Raw genomic sequence first — 18,976 nt, 5'->3', positions numbered from 1 at the left:
CCCGGAACGGGCGCCCCCGGCGAAGAGCGCCCGGGTGATGCTGCCGCGAAATCCGGTGCGCTGCACGTCATCAGTAAATCGGGTACCGAAAAGCCCTACACCACCATCAAACTGCTCAGGCCTCCCGGCGCTTCGGAGGAGCTCCAGCTTTTCCTCGGCCAAGCCGAATCGGCCATGCAGCAGTCGGTGGACGTGCTCGGGTTCGGGCGTTCGGATCCACCGCCGCCCCCCAAGAACGGGCGCACCCCCGACAAGATCCAGCTCGCCGGGCTCCAGGGCTCGGGCGCGGGATTGGACCAGTACAGACAGCAGGTCCTCTCGGCCGGAGCCCGCCAGGACTCCATGGTGGATATGGACGCCCAGGTGGACGGCACCTCGCAGATGGTCGCCGCCGAACAGGCGCAGACCCTGTTCAAGATCCACCACATCAAATCGGAACTGAATGCCGCGCTGGCCTCGGTGGGCGCGGCGAAGCTCAAACCCGCCCAGGAAGCGAAGATCATGGACGCCGTCGCCGACGCGGTGACGCGGGTCCACGACGTGGTGCAGCAGGCCCAGGAGGTGAACACCGGTGCCGCGGGCGGCGGTTCCGGCGGCGGCGGCTCCGCGGGTGGCGGGGGTGGCGGCGCGGGCGCCGGTGCGGCCGGCGCCGCCGGTGGCGGTCTCGGTTCGATGCTGCCGATGCTCGCCATGCTGCCCATGGCCCTGATGCCGATGCTCGGCCAGCTGCCGGAGATGCTCGGCAAGAAGGACGAGGAAAAGGACGACGACGAGGACGACGACGAGGCGCCGCCGAGTCAGCCCGCGCCGGCGGCCGGGCCCGCGCCGTCCGATCCCACCGCCCAGGCACCCCAGGACGGTGCACCGCCCGCCGCGGGCGCACCGGCGCCCAGCCAGAATCCGCAGCCGGGGACCCCGCAGACCGAGATTCCCTACGGCCCGACACCTCCCAGCAAACAAGTGTGATCGACCGTCCCGGTCGACGCTTCCTCGTGCACCGGGACGGGAACACCGGGCCCCGGTCGACCGGACGCGCCGCGGACATCGGGGCGACCCACCACCATCGGGTGGAAGTCGAGTAACCACAGCACTCGGGGCGTCCCGGCCCGGCCGTGCTTCCCGATCCCGGATTCTCCCCGGCTTCCGGTGCCACAGATCCCGATCCCTCGAAACCGGGCTCCTCGCCGTCGATCCGCCGCGGCGAGGAGCCCGGTGCGCGTTATCGCGTTATCACAGGGCTTCCCGGCCCCCGGCAGGCGGTGTGATCACCGGCGGAACCACGCCGGGCGGCGGGCCCGCGGCCGTACTCGGCGCCGATACGCCTCCCGCAGGCGGAGCCGCCGGGGTCCCGGCGGGCGGAACGTCCGCCGCGGCCGGCGGTGCGGAGACGGCACCCGTCCCGCCACCGGACGGCGCGACCCGCTCTTCGACACCGGCCGCCACCGTGGCCGGCACCGCGGTGAATCCGGGATGCTCCAGCACCTGGCAGTGCGCGTAGACCGCGTCACGCAAGACCTGCCGGTCCGGCTCCCGGGCGAGCAACGCCACCAGTTCGTTGCAGCGGCGCTCCCAGACCATCGCGCGCAGCGCGGTCACCTCGTCACCCACCCGGATCGCGCCGATATCGACACGACCCACATCGACCCGCTGGGAGATCATCGCCGCGGCCAGCAGATCGTCGGCATCGCGCAGTTCCTCCCACCAGCTCCGCGGGATCTCGTCGCCCACCTCGACCCGGGCCAGGATCCGGTCCCGGATGGCGCGGGCGCCGACGGTGTCGTAGTGGCCGGGTACGGAACGGAGGAGCTGGGTGTGGGCGTCGGCCGCCAATGCGATACAGCGCGCCCGGACTCCGGCGTCCGGGACCGCGGCGACCGACTCCAGCGAGGGCACCGATCCCGTGATGCCCAGCCGGTCGGCGGTATCGGGAGTGAGCACGCGCAGGTCGACGTCGTACCCGGGCCCCACCAGGCCCTGCATCGCCACCTCGCCGAGCCTGCTCTGCAGGCCGGGATCGATGGGCCCGGAGGACACCAGCGCCGAGAGTGTGGCATTCGCCTTGGCACCCCAGGCGAGCCCGAACTCGACCAGCACCCGCGCGGGATCCGCGACACCTTCCCAGGGCGCGGCGGCGTCGCCGTCGGCCGCGAGCAGCTCGTCCCACAGCCACGGCGTGGAGACCTGGCGCGGGATATACAACCCGGCGGGCAGCCAGCCGCGGCCTTCGTTGGAGGTGATGAACATTCCGGCGCCGCCCGGGCCGCGTAGCACGGCCACCGCCCAGGTCATCCCGACCGGGGATTCGGTCGCGGCGAGAACCGCGCCGAGCAGGGTCTTGGCGATGACGAGGTCGTCGTTCACCGCGTCGCCGACAATGTAATCGGGTTCGGCCTCCCGGTCCTTGGCCGAGGCCACAGCCGAATTGAACGGTGTCTGCGCGGGTACCGGGACGGGCGTGCCGTCCGTGGCCGCCGCGTTCGAGGGCACCGCGCCGGACCGGTCGTCGCCGCCGGGCCCGGAGCCCAGAGGCCCGCCGACCATCCCGGCGCCCGGCGGGACCACCCCCGCGGTGCCGGCGGGACCAGCGGTGGGTGCGCCGGCGCCGGGAGACCCGGCCGCGGAGGCGGCGATCTGCTCTCCCGGCGGCACGGCACCGGGCGCGGTGACCCCGGTATGCGGCGCGGACCCGGGTTGCCCGGGCTGCGACGCACCGCCGGCCGGGGCCCCGCCGGAGGCTCCCCCGTCCGAGCCGGCCGGTGCGACGGGGCCGGTGGGCGGTGCCGTGCCGATCGGGGCACTGCCGTTCGTATTCGGTACCGCCGCGACCGGGGATGGCTCCGAGTTGCCCGGTGCGTTGACCGCGGGTCCGCTGCCGGCCGGGGCCGAGTCGCCGAACGGGCTGCGGCCGCCGGGGTCCTCGCCCGCCCGGCCGACGGCGGAGGCGCCGTCCAGATCGCTGCGTTCGTATTCGTCGGCGGAGTCGCGCAGGTCTCTTGCGGTCTGCTCGTGTTCGCGGGCCAGCGCCTCGCCGGCGCGCAGCCGGGCGCCGTAATACTCTTCGAGCGCGCGTTTCACCGGATCGGCGATCTTGCCATAGGTGGGTTCGAAGTTGGCCAGCCAATCCGAGGGCGGCTGTGCCCACTCCCGCGTTTCCGCCGCCACCTGATCGTGCTGGTCGGCCAGCTGGCGCAGTACCGCGGGTTCGATATCCAACCGGTCCGGCATGCTCGTTCGATCCTTTCCGCCAGCTATTACCCCCATTGTCAATTCTTCCCAATACTGGGGAGTTCGGTACGCGGGTTACGGCCGGGTCAGCGAGTGGGGCCGGCGCTCACCGTCCCCCGCGCCGGTGGCGGCGGGGCCTCGGCCTGCCGTGTGAAAACCGGGTGCGTGAGGATCTGGGCATGCGCGTACACGGCATCACGCAGGGTCTGGCGGTCGCGATGCTCGGCGAGCAACAGGACCAGTTCGTTACAGCGGCGCTGAAAGGTGAGCGCACGCAGCATCGCGAGATCGGAACCCGGTTCCTCGGCGGCGGCACGTAATTCGCCGAGCGCGATCCGGGCGGTATCGGCACGATGCCCGAGCGCGGTGGCGGCGATCAGGTCATCCGCGTCCTGCATCTCCTCCCACCAGCTCGCCGCGAAATCGCGTCCGTCACGCAGGGCGCGCAGGATGCGGAGCCGGATCTCCGGCGCACCCATCGCGTCCACCGCCGCCAGATCCGCCCGCCCGACCCGGAGATGGGCGTCCACCGCCAGTTCCAGGCAACGCAGCGCGACCACGGTGTCCGGTACCGCGGCCGTGCGGTCGAGCAGTCCGGTGGCGGCCGTGAGCCCCAGCCGATCCCGGGTACCGTGCCCCGGGGTGCGCAGGTCCATGGTGTCCGACGGCCCCACCGAACCGGCGAGCCCCACGGCGCCGAGTTGACGCCCCAGCACCGGATCGATCGGCTGCGAGGACGCCAGCGCCGCGAGTTTCGAGCCCGATTTCGTCCCCCAGGCCGCCGCGAATTCCACCAGGATCCGGGCAGGGTCGGCGATACCTTCCCAGCCCGACCCGTCGGCCACCGTCCACAGCCAGGGCAACGAGACCTCGGTCGGCAGATACAACCGCGCGGGCAGCCAGCCGCGCCCCTCGTTGGAGGTGACGAACGCGCTCACCCCGCTCGGGTGGCGCAGCACCGCCACCGCCCAATCCACCCCGACCACCCAGGAATCGGTGGCGGCCCGGATACCGCCGAGCACGGTGCGGGCGAGGACCAGGTCACCGTCGACCCGCTCGCCCACCACGAAGGCCGGTGCCGCCGAGGAGATCATGGCGACCCCGAGCGCCTCCTGCACGGTCGGCGCGCTGTCGGGTCTGTTCGGCCCCGGCGTGCCCTCGGGCAATGAGCCGGGCACCTTACCGACGGTAGCGGTGGGCACCGAGGCCCCGGTTCCGGGTAGCGCGACCTTACCGGTCGCACCCGGAGCACGATGCGCCTCCACGATCCCGGGCGCGGCCTTGGCGACCTGGGTGGTCGATACCGCCGACGCGGCGGCACCGGGCGAAGCGGGCGCACCGGACGCGGAGGCTCCCGGGCCCGCTGTCGTGGTCGCGGCGGTGGAGGTCACCGCACCCGGCGCGGGGAGCGGCGCGCTGCCCGGGAACGACGCGGGAACGACCGGCACCGCCGGTACTCCCCCCGCCGACCCGGAGTCCTGGGCGGCGGTGCGCGCCAGAACCTCCGATATGCCCCCGCGATCGCCACCGTCGGTGCCGGCCGATTCCGCCTTGCGGTCGGCTGCCTCGGCGCCGGCGTTCTCCGTGCCCGAGGACCGATCCGCGGGCCGATCGCCGGAATCACCCGCGAGGCCGTCGCCGGTGGCCGGGCCGTCCGCCCCGCTGTCGCTGTCCGCCACCTCGGTGCCGCCACGCACACCGGCGTCCGGGCGCTGTCCCGGAGCCGGGCCGGACCCGGCGTACCCGGGATCGGACCCCACATGCGCCGGGCCACCGTGCACGGGCACGTTCTCCCCGGCGGGAGGCCCCGCGACCACCGGATTCCCGCCACCGGCCGGACTCTGAGGCCCGACCGGCAGATCCGCGCCGGGCCCCGGCGGCGGCAGCACCGGGCCCGGCATGCCGGGCGGGGGGTGCAGGATATCGCCGATCAGGTCGACCAGGAGCCGTCCGAGCGGCGAATTCGGTGGTACCAGCTCACCGAAACCCGGCCCCCAGCGCGGATGCGCACCGCGGCGTCGCGGATCCCGGTGGCGGTCGTTCCGGCCCCCCGGCCCATAGGAGCGGCGTTGTTTCGACGGCCCGGCGCCGGGGACGGAGCCGCTGCGCCACGGTCCGGGTTGTCCCAGCGCCTCGGCGATATCGTCGAGGCGGGGCAGGCCCTGGGGGCCCATCGACCGCACCGCCGCCGCGACGATATCCCGGACGTCCGCCCGCGCCTCGGTGAGAATCGCCTCGATCGCCCGGCGGTCGGCCGCCGCCTCCTCCGCTTCGTCGCCCTCTCCGTCGTCCTCGGCATTGTCCTCGCGACCGACCTGCTCGATACGGTCCGTGGCGTCGTCCACCACGTCCAGGATCTGGTTGCGGGTCCGGCGCACCACATCACCGAAGGTGCCGAAGGTATCGGCCGCCGCCGACAGCGCGGTCGCGAAGGCGCGCGGGCGGTCCTCCAGCGCGATCATCGCCAGCCGGATCCGCTCCAGCCCCTCCGAACGCCGGACCGCCTCGTCGAAGGCGCGCCGGGCCTGGGCCACATCGGAGAGATTCAGGGCCTGCGCGCCCTCCCGGGCCGCTGTTTCCAGCGCATGCCACGCCGAGGGCGGGATCTGGGGCCAATCGTCCCCGACGATCCGGTCCCAGTGCGGATTCGCTTGCTCAGGCGCCATAGTGGACGGTCAGACACCCGCCGAGGTGACAGTGTTACCGCCGTCGATATCGGTGTTGTCGAGGACTGTCACCGCGAAATCGTTGGCCCGCACGGTGATGCCCGCCTGCCGGCACGCCTCCGCGATCGCGTCGCCGAAGGTATCGACTATCCAATCGAGCCGGCCGGTCGTCACCGCGTCGAGCGGCGAATCACCCTTGTATCCCAGCGCCAGCGAATCCTTGGTCGAGCCGAAACTCCCGGTCATCGCCATCATGGCCACACCGAAATCGCCGCCGATCGCCCGCACGATCTCGGGATCGTCGATATCCACCATCTTGTCGTCTTCCTGTCTGTCGATCGCGGCCGGCGCGCTCAGGCCGGCCGCAGCCCGAATGCCTCGTCTTCCATGGCCTGATATGCCGCTTCGCTGGGCAGGCCGAAGGAATCGATGGTGTAGGAGCGGGCGCCGTTGGCCTCCATCTCGCGCCGCAGCCCGAGCCGGGATTTGGCGTGCGCGAGGCGGGCCAGTTTCAGGATCTCCGCGCTCAACCAGCTGTCACCGTTTTCCCGCGCGTCGTCGGTGATGTGCAAACCCACCACCTCGCCGTCACGATCGCAGGCCACCCCGACCGTGTGGTCGGGATTGAACACCTCGTGCACCTGCTGTGACGCGGCCGGTTTCGGGGCCGGTTCGTCGCCGAAATCGTCGGCGGCGGCGTAGTCGTATTCGTCGTTCATCACTATCTCCCAGAGGTCGCCGGAAACTTACGCGGTCTCGGCCAGGGTTTGCGACAGCACCGCCCACGGTGCGTCGGCGATGGTCATCGCCAGCCGCAGCGGCCATACCCGGGCGCCCAGATACATTTCCGCGGAACCGTCGCCGAGCAGGTCCAGATAATCGGAACTGTCCATATCCGAGTTCATCGATACGGTGGTCACCGGCGGCCGGCCGTCGTCCACGGAGATCACCGAACCACCCCCGCCGGGAATGAAACTCTTACGGCACCGCGGACTGCCGCCGATCGCCACGTCCGGGCTATTGGTCGTCACAGTGACGTCGGGGTTGAGCAGTAGCTGGGTAACCCAGGAACGCGCCGCCAATTCGGGCCGATCACCGTTGATCCCGATCACCAGGGAACCCGCCAGATCCACCACCAGCAACTGCTCGCCGGTGGTGATACCGACGATCACCAGCCGGTGGGCGCCCCCGGTCGGCGCGGGCAGATCATCCGCGGCCACGGTGGTGGAATCCGCGCCGATACCGCCGTTGGCGGCCGGATACTTGGTGACGATACCGGTGGACACATCCACCGCGAAGGCGACGGCGGCCGCGGCCGAGCCGGCCCCGAGTCCGGCCAGCCGCGCCAGTCCTTCCTCGTGCAGCCAGCCGATCGCATCGGCCGCCGAGACCGAATCGTCCGTCTCGGCGTCGGTCATCGCGCGGGCTCCGCGACCGGCTCCGGTTCACGCGCGGTACTCGCGTCCGCGGATTCGTTCTCGGTGATCACGGTTTCCATGATCACCTGATACTGCCGGGCCGCGTCCTGAGTGCTCTCCCGGATGGCCGCCATGATCTCGGCGGCCAATTCGTCACTGGTGAACCGGTCCGTGGTGCCCGGCGCCAGATACAGGCTGGTGAGCCGGCCCATCGCATCGACCTCGGGGATCACCGTGCCGCTGGGTGACGGCCGCCGGGCCCGCACCTCGTCGATGCGCTCACGCATATCGGCGATCCGATGGCGCAGATCGCGGGCCGCGTCCAACGCGGCCTGTACGTCGGGGTGAATGCTCATACGTTCCCTCCGGATCGGGTCGGGGCCTGATTGGCCGGCGCCGGGGTCGGTTGCGTAACCGTCGGCGCGATGGTGGGCCGTTCCCCGATAACAGGTTCGGTGTGCGGGGTGTCGTCGACATACATGAGGCGGTCGGGATGCCAGGCCACCACCCGGTTGCGTTCGTTACCGCCCGCGCCGCCGCCGGCACCACCCATGCCGGGGCCCATCGGGGCGTACGGCATCATCGGCGAACCCGCGGTCCGCGCGCCTTGGCCACCGGCACCTCCCGCCATGGCATCACCCACCGGAACCCGGGGCGCGCTACCCACATTCGCCCCGGTGACGGCCCCGGCCAGCGGCATGGTCGTGGTGGCGGACAGCGTCTGCACGTCACTGACACTCGGCACGCCGCCACCCGGCATCGAGGGCGATCCGCCGCTGCTCGTACTCGGGAACGACGGCACCGCGTAGTCGCCCAGACCGTAATCGTCGTAGTAGTCGTCGTAGTACTCGTCGGAGATGTCCTCGTTCTGGGACAGCCCGTTGGCGCCCAGCCCCATCATGCTCATGAGCGTGGGCAGCATCTGCGACAGCATCTGATCGCCGGACCCACTCTGCTGGCCGCCGGTCGCGGCCTGGGAACTCGCCGCACCGGCCTCCGAGCTGGCGACACCGGTTCCCGTCTCGGAGACATAGGATCCGGTGGCCTCCCCCGCCCGCATATTCAGTTCGTTGTATTCCGCGGTCGCCGCCGCCAGCGCCGCTTCGTTCTTGGACCGCGCCGCCGCCAGCATTCGTTTACGCGCCGCCCGGATCTCCTCGGGTGTCGGATGCTTGGCCTTCACGCGGGTGAACGCATTCCCATAGGACTCCGCGCCCTGCGCCAATTTCTCCATCGCGTCACCCAGGTGGTCCATCCAGCCGCGATAGGTGGCGAAGCGTTGCGCGACATCCGAACCCACCGGAGCCCAGTGCTGCAGCACCGCCCCCGCGCGATCCATATCGCCGGAGGCCTGGGTCCGGGAACTGGTGTTGAACAACCGGATCGAATCGGCGAAGCGGAACGCGGGCCCGGCCCCCGGACCGTTCTGCAACTGCTGGGCGAAGGTCAGCGGATCACCGGTGACCACCGGCATGGTGGACAGTCCCGGCGGCACCCGCCGCAACCCCACCTGTTCCACGGCGGGTACCGGATTACCCACGAGTTCGGCGCCCGACCCGTTGATCAACCGTGCGCCCTCGTCGTCGGTGGCCGAGTAATCGGCCGCCGCCTGCCCGACCAGATGCGCGTCGCGCTGGATCTTGTTCAGCACCCCGATCGTGGCGTTGAACAGCGCGGCGGCCTGGGAGTTCAGTTGTGGGACGGCCTGCGCAGAGATCGGGTCGGTCCCGGCGGGCAACACCCATTCCCGGGGCATCGCCGCACCGGTCACCCGCGCGGTATCCGCGGACTGCCCGGCCACCGAAACGAGCTCGCCGAGATCGACATTCAGCGCCATGCCCTGCTCCTCTCACCCATCGCCCGCCTCCCGCTACGCCGGTGCCAGCGCCGGAACATCGGTCGCGGCCGGCTCCGCCGCGCCGTCGACGTCCTGTCCCTTGTCTCCGGTGGCCTCGACACCCTTGGGATGCTTGAACCCGGCGAAATCACCGAACGGCCCCGTGCCATCGGTCATATCCGCCGCGTACTGCTGCAACTCGCCGGACACGACCGCCTCCAGTGTGCCGCTCTCCCCTTCGCCGAAGGCAACCAGGATGGCCGTACGGTATCCCGGATCGCCCTTCGGCTCCTCGGATTTGCGCTCCGGTTTCTTCGAGTCCCCGGACTCGCCCTCCGCGGATCCCGGATCGCCACCGAGTGAGGACACCACCGCCTGTGCCTCCGCCGGCGCCTTCGTTCCCTCCTTCGAAGCGGCGATCGTCCAGGTCGCGACGTCGCCGGTCATCAACTGGGACGGATCCACCGCGAGCCCGATGTCCTTCGGGTCGGTCCATGCCGCGGCGGTGCCGTCGTACGCGGTCTGCGCATCCGTACCGGACTTATTGGCGAAGGCCTTGTCGAGCCCCTGCGCCACTGCCGGTGAAACCCGCTGGCTGCGGCCGTCCGGGAAGGAGTAGGGCACCAACCCGTCCTCGCCGGGAACCCGGCGCGGCGCCCCGGCGCCGGTCTGGGTGGAGGTGGCGCCGTTGGGTGCGCCGGTCTGGTGGTGAGCCGGTTGGGCCTGAGCCGGTGCTGCACCGGTGGCGGCCTGGTTATTCGACCACGGGGTGGTGGCGGCCGGTTGCGCCTGCGGCATGGTCGGCGCGGCCGCGCGGTCGTACCGGGACGGATCCAGGTCGCGCATCCGTCCCGACATATCGCTATCGGTCATGTTCCGCATGGCCGCCTGCTGCATCATCATCGGCAGCAGCGAACTCATCAGGCCGCTCATCCCGCCCATTCCGCCCATCGCATCGGTGGCCCCGAGACCGGACATGTTCGGGTTGTACGCTGCGGGAGTGGACGTGGACGGATTGAGGCCCGAACCCGAACCGCCGAGTTGATTTTGCGGGATATCGGCTCGGTTCTGCAGATCCTCGGCGTCCTTACGGAACTTCTCGGTCGCGTCCTTCAGGTCGGCACTCGACGCCGTGGGGTTGTATCCGGGAATATTGCCGGGATCGAACGGATTGTTCACTCCGATCCGTGAGCTGTCGGCGGTGTAGCCCGGGTCCTGGGCCTGATTCGCGAACCTGTTGACAGAGTTGGCCAGGTCCTCGGAGGCCTTCTTGTCCGACTCCGCGGTCTTCTCGTCTATCTTCTGCGCCGCCAGTTCGTTCGCCGCCGCGGCATCGTCCATCGTCTGGATCAGTTCCGCGAAGGCCTGGGTGAGCACGGTGAGAAAATTGGCCGGGGAAGCGTCCGGGATATCCTGCATCACCGTATTCACGCCTTTGATCAGCGACGCGATATCTTTGAGCCCCTGTTCCTGGATCTTGTCCACTTCGTCGCCGACCGATTCGGCGACCACCTTCTGGCTTTCGGTCAGTCGCTCGGCCTTCGCCTGGAATATCTCCAGGACGTCTCCGTAGCTTTCGCCGCCGTGACTCCCGTCCAGGCCGCTGGCCGGGGGCAGCGTCGGGACCGCGGTCAGCTCGAGGGGCTTCTTCAGCTTCGGATCCCCGAACATCTGATGGTTGTCCACGACCGAGAATGCGAAGGAATCACCGTCCGCGCCATACCATTTCACCAGATCGATATCCAGATCCCTGGGACGGAGGAGAAACCCGGTTCCGCCGGCTTCCACCGAGGGGTCCATATCGAACGGTGCGGTCCACATCACACCGGCCGACGTGGCGGGGTCCAGCCCATCCCAGACCAGGGGTGTCTGCGATGTCTTCTGCTCGGTGCCGGGCCCCTGCTCGCCACCGGTACCGTCTCCTCCGGGATCGGGTTTCGCCGCACCGTAGAGCGCGGGCACGGCAGCGGCTCCCAGACCGATGAGTCCGGCACGACCCCAATTGTGCAACAGGCTGGTGCCGTTGCCGAATTGGTTGTTGAATCCCTGCGCCCATTTATCGGTTCGCTTCGCCTTGGCCAACTTGTCCGCGGCCTGATTGGCGGCCGAACTGCTCTGCTTGGCCGCGGCGCGGGCGTCGGTCCGCGCTTTCTCCAGGGGACCCAGACTCTTCCTCAGCCGGATTCCCTCAGGGGTCGCTTTCTGCCGCCAGTTCATTCTCGAATAATCCGTGCGCGCTCTGATGTGCGCGCGGGTGGCGGCCTTCAGATCATTGACTTTCGAGGCAAGCTGCTTACTGGGCTCCTCCGCTTTCGCCAGCGCCTTGGCCGACTTACCCGACCACTCACCCAGCCCCTTGCTGATCAACCTGTTGTTGACTCCGTGCATCGTCGCCCCGCCGACCGCCGCGAGCCCGGCGTCCGTGAGCAACTCGGAAACGCCGACCGTACCGTCCAACATGTTGTGTGCCAGGCTTCCCCCGACCGACCCGACCAGCACGCCCTTCATACCCGGAATGAACCGGCTCGCCGTGGCGCCCACAGCGACCTCGGTGAGAAACCCGAACACACTCACAGCGGTTTTCCTCTCATGCGGGCACAGCGGTCGAGGTCTGATCGCCGGATGGCTCGAGGGCAGGAGCGGACCCGTCCGCCACCGCTTTCTCGATGCCCGGCGGATGGAAGAAGCCGGTGAATCCGCCGAACGCCCCGCCGCCGTCATTCATCTCGGCGAGCGCGTCGACCACCCGCAGGACGCCGTCCACGACCGCTTCGACCCGGCCGTCCATATCGCTGCCGAATACCGCCAGCACCGCGGTCCGGTTCTCCCAGGTCCCGACGTCGCCGGTCATCAGTTGGCTCGGATCGACCCTGGAACCGATTCGCTTCGGATCGGTCCAGGCCGCGACGGTCCCTTCGTAGGCACGCCGCGCGTCGGTCCCGGCGGCGTTCCCGAATGCCGCGTCGAGCACCCGGGCCACCACGGCCGACACCTCCTGCGTGCGCCCGTCGGGAAACGTGTACACGGTATTCTCCGCCGAGGTCTTCGTCGCGGCGGCAGCCACCGGCGGTGCGGTCGGCTTGGCCGGCGGGGCGACGGATTTCGCCGGAGCCGACTGGGTCGTGGACTGCGGCGTGGATTGCGTCGCGGGCTGCTGCGCGGCACCCGGTGCGGGCGCCGCCGGCACCGGCGCGCCACCGAACCGGTCCTCGTCGCGGTCCCGTGAGTCACGGCGGCGTTCATCGCCTTCGGATCCGCGGCCGTTCATCATGGCCCGCATCATCAAGGGCAGCATCATGGACTCGAGTCCCATACCGGAAGCCGTGGTACCGCTCATGGACGGTGTTGCCAGGGCGGGTGTGCCGACCGCGCCGGGGGTGGTCTCCGACCGACCCGACAGGCCGCGGGGGTCACCGGCGTTGACCGCGCGGTCCGTACCGGATCCGGCGCCGGCGTCGGTACCGGATTCAGCGGACGGGGTATCCGTGCCGGTGAGATCCAGCGCCGGTGGCGGCCCCGTTTGCGCCGCCGTGGCGGTTCGAGGTGTTTCGGTGCCGGGGGCCTGGGTGTTCCCGGTCGGCCGAAAACTGGGATCCGTCCCGGAGTTCCGGGTATCGGCACCGTCGTTTTCCTTCTCGCCGGCGGTCTTCTTCTCGGTGTTCTTGTCGGTGGGCTTGTCCGGAGTCTGCTGCTCGGTCTCGTCTGCGAGTTGCTGGAATGCTTCGCCGTATGCGGCGACGAGCGCTTCGGCGGTGGAAATCGCCGCCTCGACGAGCACCATCACATAGGCGTCCTCATTCGCCTCACCCGTGAGCAGGGTCAGATCCACGGCCAGGATCGGCAATCCGGTGTTCTCACTCGGCTTTTCGGTGTACTCGCCGGCATGTTTCTTGATTCCTTCGACATCGCGCGGATCGGTCCCGGCGAAATCCTTCAGCGCCTTCAGCGCGGACCCGAGATCCCCGCGGCCGGCGGTACACAACTCCGCCGACCTGTTCACCGCGTTCACCACGATCCGCGAGGCCGATCGGATGCGACCGTACTGTTCGCGCATCACCGCGACCCGCTCGCGGTAATGCGGAATATTCGCCGCGTCCTCTCCCGAGATATCGCTGACGTCCAGCTCCTCCGGGAGGATGTTGTCGGCCGGGTCCTTACCGAACTGCTTCCAGAAGCCGTGGTACATGGGCGGCAGCGTCCGGTAGTTCTGCTGCATCGGCGGTGTGAAATCGAGACCGCTGGGCAACTGACCGGGGTCCGGCATGAAGACGTGCGCCATCTTGTCCGGCCAGTCCGACTCACTGATATCGATCAATGGTATGGCGGAATATCCGAGGATTTCCCTCCGGAAGGCATCCTCGAAATAGTTACCCAGGCTCGGCGCCGAGGCCGCACCCAGGAGCCCGAGGTACGTACGTCCGGGCGTCAGATGCGCGCCACCGATCTTGGACGGCAAGGCCCCCAGCAGTCCCCTGTTCAGCGCCAGTTTCTCGGCCGCCGTGGTGGCCTGCGCCTTGGCAACCGATTTACCCGCCCCGACCAGACCCCGCACACCGAAACTCCCGACGCCACCGACCAGACCCCCCAGGGCACCGAAACCGGCGCCCATGGCGATGTTCTCCCCCTGGACTCCGGCGGCGATACCGCCTGCCACGGCGCCCGCCGCGGCGGCGCCCAGTGGTCCCGCCACCGCGAACCCGGCGACGCTCACGGCCCCGACCAGGATATCGTCGCCGTACTCGCTGAAGAAGTCGCCTACGCCGCTCCAGAACCCCACAGTGTCACCTGCCGGCGGTCATCGTATTGCGCGCAGCGGCCCCATACCGCGTGCCGGATTTCCGGCATACGGACTCCACCCAGCGGACATGAGGCACCGGGCACGGACAGCCGACCATGCGCGTGACTCCTTCCTGACCCCACCCATTGTGTTGGATTCCCAGTACGGGGAAGCGCTGACCTGGTGGAACAGGTCATCATCGAGGTCCCCGGTCATACACTGACGTGCACGAACACCACCGCCCCCGAATTCGTCCGAGGGCCGGATGACGCCGCAGGAGGAAACATTCGATGAACCTGCGGTATCCGACAGGCGACGTACGATCCGGCCTCCCGGATATCGACCGGCCCATGGGCTGCCCGGTCGTTCTCGATCCCACTCCCGCACGGCGGTTCCCCCTCGGCGGCTGTCCGGCGGTGACCGTCGTATGACCACCTCGACACCGTTATCGGAAAACCCGCCGAGCGAGGCGAAGACGCGACCGGAGTGGGATCCCCTGCGCTGGTACCCCGATACCGTGGTGGCCCGGGCCAAGGCGTGGCTCGACGGCAAACGCTGGCGGCGCCGGCTGTTGTGGATACTGATCGCTGTTTTCGCCCTGGTCGTTTTTCCCGGCGTCGTCGGGACTGTGGCCATGGCACAGACCAGCAGCGGGGTCTCCCAGATCGACGGCCTCAGCTGGATGAATGTGCGCGACTCCAACGGTGTTCCGCTGTCGAGCTATATGTTCGCCAGCGACAAAGGCGGCCTGCTCAATCCCGGCAACACCGTGCTGTGGACGATAATCAGCATCCTGTTCGTCGGATACATCACCATCGTGACGACCTCCATCTGGATCGTCGGCTTCACCATGAGTTTCACCTGGCTCGATATGTTCGGAGACGCCCTGACCGGCGTCGCGGATGCGTTCACCCACCAGATCGCGACTCCGGCAGTCATGTTCACCGCCGCGACCTGCGGTAGTTTCTTCGTCGCGTACTTCATCGTCCGTGGATTTCCCGGTAAGGCGACCATGCAGGTGGTCACACTGGTGGGGGTCGCCGTACTCGGCCCGATCTTTCTCGCCGAACCGCTCGCCGACGTGTTGTCCTCCGACGGCCTGCTCACCCAGGGCCGTGATCTGGGGATCTCGGTAGCGGCCGGTCTGAACGGCGACAACAGCCCGAATCCGACCCAGCTGGTCACCGTCCTGCAGCAGGACATGGCCGACAATTTCGCGCGCAAACCGGTACAGGTGTGGAACTTCGGCCATATCGTCGACAACTACCCCGCATGCGAATCCGGCTGGAGCTCGGGCGTGCTGTCCGGTAACGACGGCAATGTCCGCGAGGCGATGAAGAGTTGTGACAAGGCCGCCTATTCCAGAACTCAGACCCCCACCATGGGTCAGGTCGGCACCGGATTGATCCTGCTGGTCTGCGCCACGCTGCTGCTCGCCTTCGCCATCTATCTGTCACTCAAGGTGATGAAGGCGGCATTGAATACGATCTATCACGGATTCATGGCGATCTTCGGTTTCGCCGCCGGCGGTTTCGTATACGGGCCCACCCAGACCTTCCTGGTCCGCAATGTCGTCGATGCCTTCGTGGCGGCGGCGCGGATGACGGTGTTCATCGTCTTCCTCGCCATCTACATGCTGTTCATGGGCAATCTGTTCAACCAGGCGAACGGCCAGGTGATGTCGGTCATCGTTATCGCCTGCGTAGTCGAGGTCGTGGCCATTTCCCAGATCCGGCGCCTGAACAAGAGCCTGTCCCGTGGCAACGACTGGATCGCGAACCGCTTCTCGCTGTCGATCGCGGGGTCCGGCGGCGGTAGCGGTTCCGGCGGCGGCGGTGGCGGTGGGCAGGCCCTCGGGATGGGGTCCTCCGGCGGCGGTGGCGGCGGTGGCGGGCTGACCGGCCTGGCCGCCATAGCCGCCCTCAACACCGTCAACAGTTCACCGGTCACCGGATGGCTGATGATGGGTACTCCGAACCCGCTCAACCCGCTGTCCCGTGGCAGGCGCCGGTCGGATCTGGCGAATATGCGGACCGCCGACTCCCGCGAGGAAACCTACCGCTGGTCCGGGCTCAGTCGCGCGAACTGGCTGCGTAAAGCGCATGCCAGGGCCGACCCGTACGGCGGCATGGACAATGCGCTGGGTGCGGCGAACGCTCTCGACGGTCTCGGCGACAGCCGCGTTCCGGACAGCTACCTCGCCTCCGTCCTGCGGGCCGGCGGCACATCCGACGAACATGTACATCAGGTGCTGCGGGCCTCGGCGGCGATGAAAGCGAGTATGTCCACGAACCCGTACGGCTGGGCACCGTTGCAGAAGGCCATCGCGGCGTCGCGAGCGGTCGAGAACCATCTGCGGCCGACCGACTCCATCACCACCCAGCGCGCCTTCGCGGCGCAGGCCGTCGTTGCCGCGGAGAACTTCGCCCGGCATACGAACACCCCCATCCCCGGGGCCGTCACAGATGTCGGTTTCATCAACCGTGTCCGGCAGAACTGGGATTCCGATCTCGCTCTTCGAGCCGCGATCACACCGGACGAGTGGAACAACGTCGGCCGCAATACCCGCTGGACCATCGCCAGCGAAGCCGCGACCGCCTTCCGCCAGGCGGCCGTCGACTACCACGACAGCCCTTCGGATATCACCCGGATGGAGCTCGCGCGGTGGTCCAACCGGGTGGCCAACCTCGATCATCTCGATCCGGCCTCCGGTCTCGACCCCTGGGATTCCTGATCGGCGGGCGCCGTCGCTTTCGCGGGGCGGCGCCCGTACCGCGTCCGGATCAGGCGTACCGGCCCGCCGCGTAGCTCTTCGGCAGGCTCGTTCTCTGCACATCCTGGCCGGTCCGCGGGGCGTGCACGCATTCCCCGTTCCCGATGTACATCAGCACGTGGCCCATCTGGCCGTTCTTGTAGCTACTGGCCGGGAAGATCAGGTCGCCGGGTTTGATATCGCCGGGGTCGACCCTGGGCAACGCGCGGTACTGCTGATCGGCGGTGCGTGGGATGTTGACGCCCGCCTTCCCGGCCGCGTACTGCGTGAGCCCCGAGCAGTCGAAGCTACCCGGGCCCTCGGCGCCCCAGACATAGGGATCACCGATCTGGGCGAGGGCCGTCTTGACCGCGAATTGCGCACGCGCCGAAGCCGCTCCCGCGGACGCCGCCGCCGCGGCGGTGATGAACTTCACGCCTCCGGGTAGTTCCTTGCCGAGGATGTTGTAGAGGTACTGATTCGTGAGCTGATTGATCGCCGACGCCGTATCGCCGGCATTGGCCGAAGAACCCGAAACGATCTGGTGCGCGGCCTTCAGCGCGACGGTCAGAATCTGGCGGACCTTCTGCTGCCCCTCTTTGGTGTACGCGATCGGCCCCAGCTCCGCCAACGCCGCATTGGTCTGTTTGAGCAGCTTCCGCAACGCGGTCTGGTCGGCCTTGTTCGTCCCGCCCAGCGTCGAGACGTATTTCGCGAATTGCTTGTCCAGATTGTTGAAGGCCGTGGCGCGATTGGCCTGAAACATCTGTTTCGCCTTGACCATCGCGGGTCCCTCGCCGCTCCCCGCGGCGGGAACACCCAGTTTTTCCCGTAGCTCCCGCACCTCGGGGTCGGCCGGCTCGCCCTCGCCGTACATCGCCTCCAGCGCTTTCAGCACCCGCATCGCACGATCCGATTGCGGGTCCATCCCGGTCGCGCCGGTTTCGGCCGCCGGTGCCGCGCCCCCGCCACCGGATCCACCACCCAGGAGGCCGGAGAGCGCGGAGCCGATCATCGGAAGCAGGGCCGAGCCGGCCATCAGCGCCATGGGCGCCATCTGCGCCAGCATTTCCGGATCCACCAGCGGTTCGGGCTCCGGCCGCTCCTCGCCGGGTGGAGCAGCGGTCGCCGGCGGCGCGGCGGGCTGCCCGGGTGGTCCGGTTACAGCGGCAGGGGCCGCCGCCACCGGTGCCGCGGCAGGCACCGTCGCGGGCGCCGATACACCGGGGCCCGGCGCGGGACCGGTGGCGGGGGCCGGGGCAGCGGCGGGACCCGCGGCGGATGATGGGCCGCCCCCCTGTCCCGGGGGCGCGGCGGGAGGCGCCGGGGTGCCCGGTGCCGGGCTGCCGTTACCACCGGCGCCCCACTTCCGCCGCTCGCCGACATGCCAGGGAGTACCGGGCCGTGACGCATCGTCGGGCTCTTCGACCTCGATATCTACCGGAATGGGCCCGATTTCCGCGCTTGTCACCTGGCCTCCCCCAGCACCCGTTTGATCTGTATCTCGGCCCCCTCGGGGATACCGATGCGTACGAACTTCCCGCTTTCCACGGTCACCAGTTCGCGAGGCCCCAACGCGATCGCGGCGCGCGTCGCGGCGTTGTCCCGGTAATCCCAGAACACCACGTCTCCGGGCGAGGCCGCTTCCGGATCGACCAGTTGCCCGCAGTAGCCCGCCGCGCCCACCGTCTCCGGCAGGATCACCGCCGGACTCCCTTTCGCGGGGTCACCGCAGCTCTCCTCCGCGACCGATGCCGGTGCCCGGATCGGGGCGCATTGCCCGGTGGTGGTCACGATGGACGCGCTGTAGACGACATCGCGCACATAATCGGCCATCACCGCCGTACCGCCGACCTCCACGTAACGCAGCGCGAGATCAGCGGCGCAGGTGGCGGCCGGGCCGGTGTTCGGACTGCGGATCGGCTGATCCTGCCACGGGGCCGACCGCATCGCCGCCACGCACGCGTGGTCGCGGTCGGTGACGTTCGGATCGTCCGGCTCCAGAGTCAGAGAGGCGTACGGGTTCGCCGTGGGCCGGGGCGAAGTCGACTGCGGCACCGGGCTCGGCGCGACGGGAACCGTGGCGGTCGTCGTCGCGGTGGTACCGGTCTCCGGTCCGACGGCGATCTCACATTGGCGCCGGTAGTCCCGCTGCCCCAGTGAGACCATTTCACCCACCGGTGCCACGACGAAGAGCATCATCCCGCCGCATCCACACACCGCCGTGATCAGGATCAGGAACACGATCGTCCTCATCCTGTTCGGATCGCGCGGTTTCGACCCCTCCGCCATGTTCACGGC

The 18,976-nt window shown here is 69.1% G+C and carries 12 protein-coding genes and 1 pseudogene; 2 read left to right on the top strand and 11 right to left on the bottom strand.

Features of this window, described 5'->3' with window-relative positions:
• Window positions 1-966: pseudogene (locus ACWDU1_RS06645) on the top strand (hypothetical protein); the annotation flags it as partial.
• 264 nt (window positions 967-1,230) lie between these two features.
• Here ACWDU1_RS06645 and ACWDU1_RS06640 read toward each other — a convergent pair.
• From ACWDU1_RS06640 to ACWDU1_RS06600, 9 genes are all read right to left on the bottom strand, one after another.
• Window positions 1,231-3,225, bottom strand: a complete 1,995-nt coding sequence (locus ACWDU1_RS06640) for a type VII secretion target (RefSeq protein ID WP_449996292.1) — start codon at window positions 3,223-3,225, stop codon at window positions 1,231-1,233.
• Window positions 3,226-3,311: 86 nt separating this feature from the next.
• Entirely contained in the window at window positions 3,312-5,891 is a 2,580-nt protein-coding gene (locus tag ACWDU1_RS06635) for a hypothetical protein (protein WP_449996291.1), read from the bottom strand.
• Between the two features lie 9 nt (window positions 5,892-5,900).
• The gene (locus ACWDU1_RS06630) at window positions 5,901-6,206 is read right to left on the bottom strand and encodes a hypothetical protein (protein ID WP_449996290.1); all 306 of its coding nucleotides are present in this window, start codon (window positions 6,204-6,206) and stop codon (window positions 5,901-5,903) included.
• A 38-nt stretch (window positions 6,207-6,244) separates the two neighbouring features.
• On the bottom strand, window positions 6,245-6,610 hold the full coding sequence (locus tag ACWDU1_RS06625; RefSeq protein ID WP_449996289.1) for a hypothetical protein: 366 nt from the start codon (window positions 6,608-6,610) through the stop codon (window positions 6,245-6,247).
• Window positions 6,611-6,637: 27 nt separating this feature from the next.
• Window positions 6,638-7,309 (bottom strand): hypothetical protein, encoded by a 672-nt coding sequence (locus tag ACWDU1_RS06620; RefSeq protein ID WP_449996288.1) that lies wholly within the window; start codon window positions 7,307-7,309, stop codon window positions 6,638-6,640.
• Window positions 7,306-7,665, bottom strand: coding sequence for a YbaB/EbfC family nucleoid-associated protein (locus tag ACWDU1_RS06615; protein ID WP_449996287.1), 360 nt, complete (start codon window positions 7,663-7,665; stop codon window positions 7,306-7,308). The genes ACWDU1_RS06620 and ACWDU1_RS06615 overlap by 4 nt, the downstream gene beginning before the upstream one ends.
• On the bottom strand, window positions 7,662-9,146 hold the full coding sequence (locus ACWDU1_RS06610) for a PPE domain-containing protein (protein ID WP_449996286.1): 1,485 nt from the start codon (window positions 9,144-9,146) through the stop codon (window positions 7,662-7,664). Before ACWDU1_RS06610 ends, ACWDU1_RS06615 begins: the two co-directional genes overlap by 4 nt.
• A 33-nt stretch (window positions 9,147-9,179) precedes the next feature.
• On the bottom strand, window positions 9,180-11,720 hold the full coding sequence (locus ACWDU1_RS06605; protein WP_449996285.1) for a hypothetical protein: 2,541 nt from the start codon (window positions 11,718-11,720) through the stop codon (window positions 9,180-9,182).
• A gap of 13 nt (window positions 11,721-11,733) precedes the next feature.
• The gene (locus tag ACWDU1_RS06600) at window positions 11,734-13,923 is read right to left on the bottom strand and encodes a hypothetical protein (RefSeq protein WP_449996284.1); all 2,190 of its coding nucleotides are present in this window, start codon (window positions 13,921-13,923) and stop codon (window positions 11,734-11,736) included.
• A gap of 427 nt (window positions 13,924-14,350) precedes the next feature.
• Between ACWDU1_RS06600 and ACWDU1_RS06595 the strand changes: the two genes are divergently transcribed.
• A complete protein-coding gene (locus ACWDU1_RS06595) occupies window positions 14,351-16,657 on the top strand; it encodes a hypothetical protein (protein WP_449996283.1) in 2,307 nt (768 codons plus the stop codon).
• A gap of 49 nt (window positions 16,658-16,706) precedes the next feature.
• On the opposite strand, the gene ACWDU1_RS06590 is transcribed toward ACWDU1_RS06595, so the two are convergent.
• Window positions 16,707-18,146: a C40 family peptidase gene (locus ACWDU1_RS06590; RefSeq protein WP_449996282.1), complete on the bottom strand. Its 1,440-nt coding sequence runs from the start codon at window positions 18,144-18,146 to the stop codon at window positions 16,707-16,709.
• Window positions 18,143-18,931, bottom strand: a complete 789-nt coding sequence (locus ACWDU1_RS06585; RefSeq protein WP_449996281.1) for a hypothetical protein — start codon at window positions 18,929-18,931, stop codon at window positions 18,143-18,145. The genes ACWDU1_RS06590 and ACWDU1_RS06585 overlap by 4 nt, the downstream gene beginning before the upstream one ends.
• Between the last annotated feature and the right edge of the window lie 45 nt (window positions 18,932-18,976).

This window comes from Nocardia sp. NPDC003345 (assembly GCF_053589395.1).
Note: the sequence above shows the minus strand (reverse complement) of the source record. Positions and strands in the feature narration are given on the sequence as shown.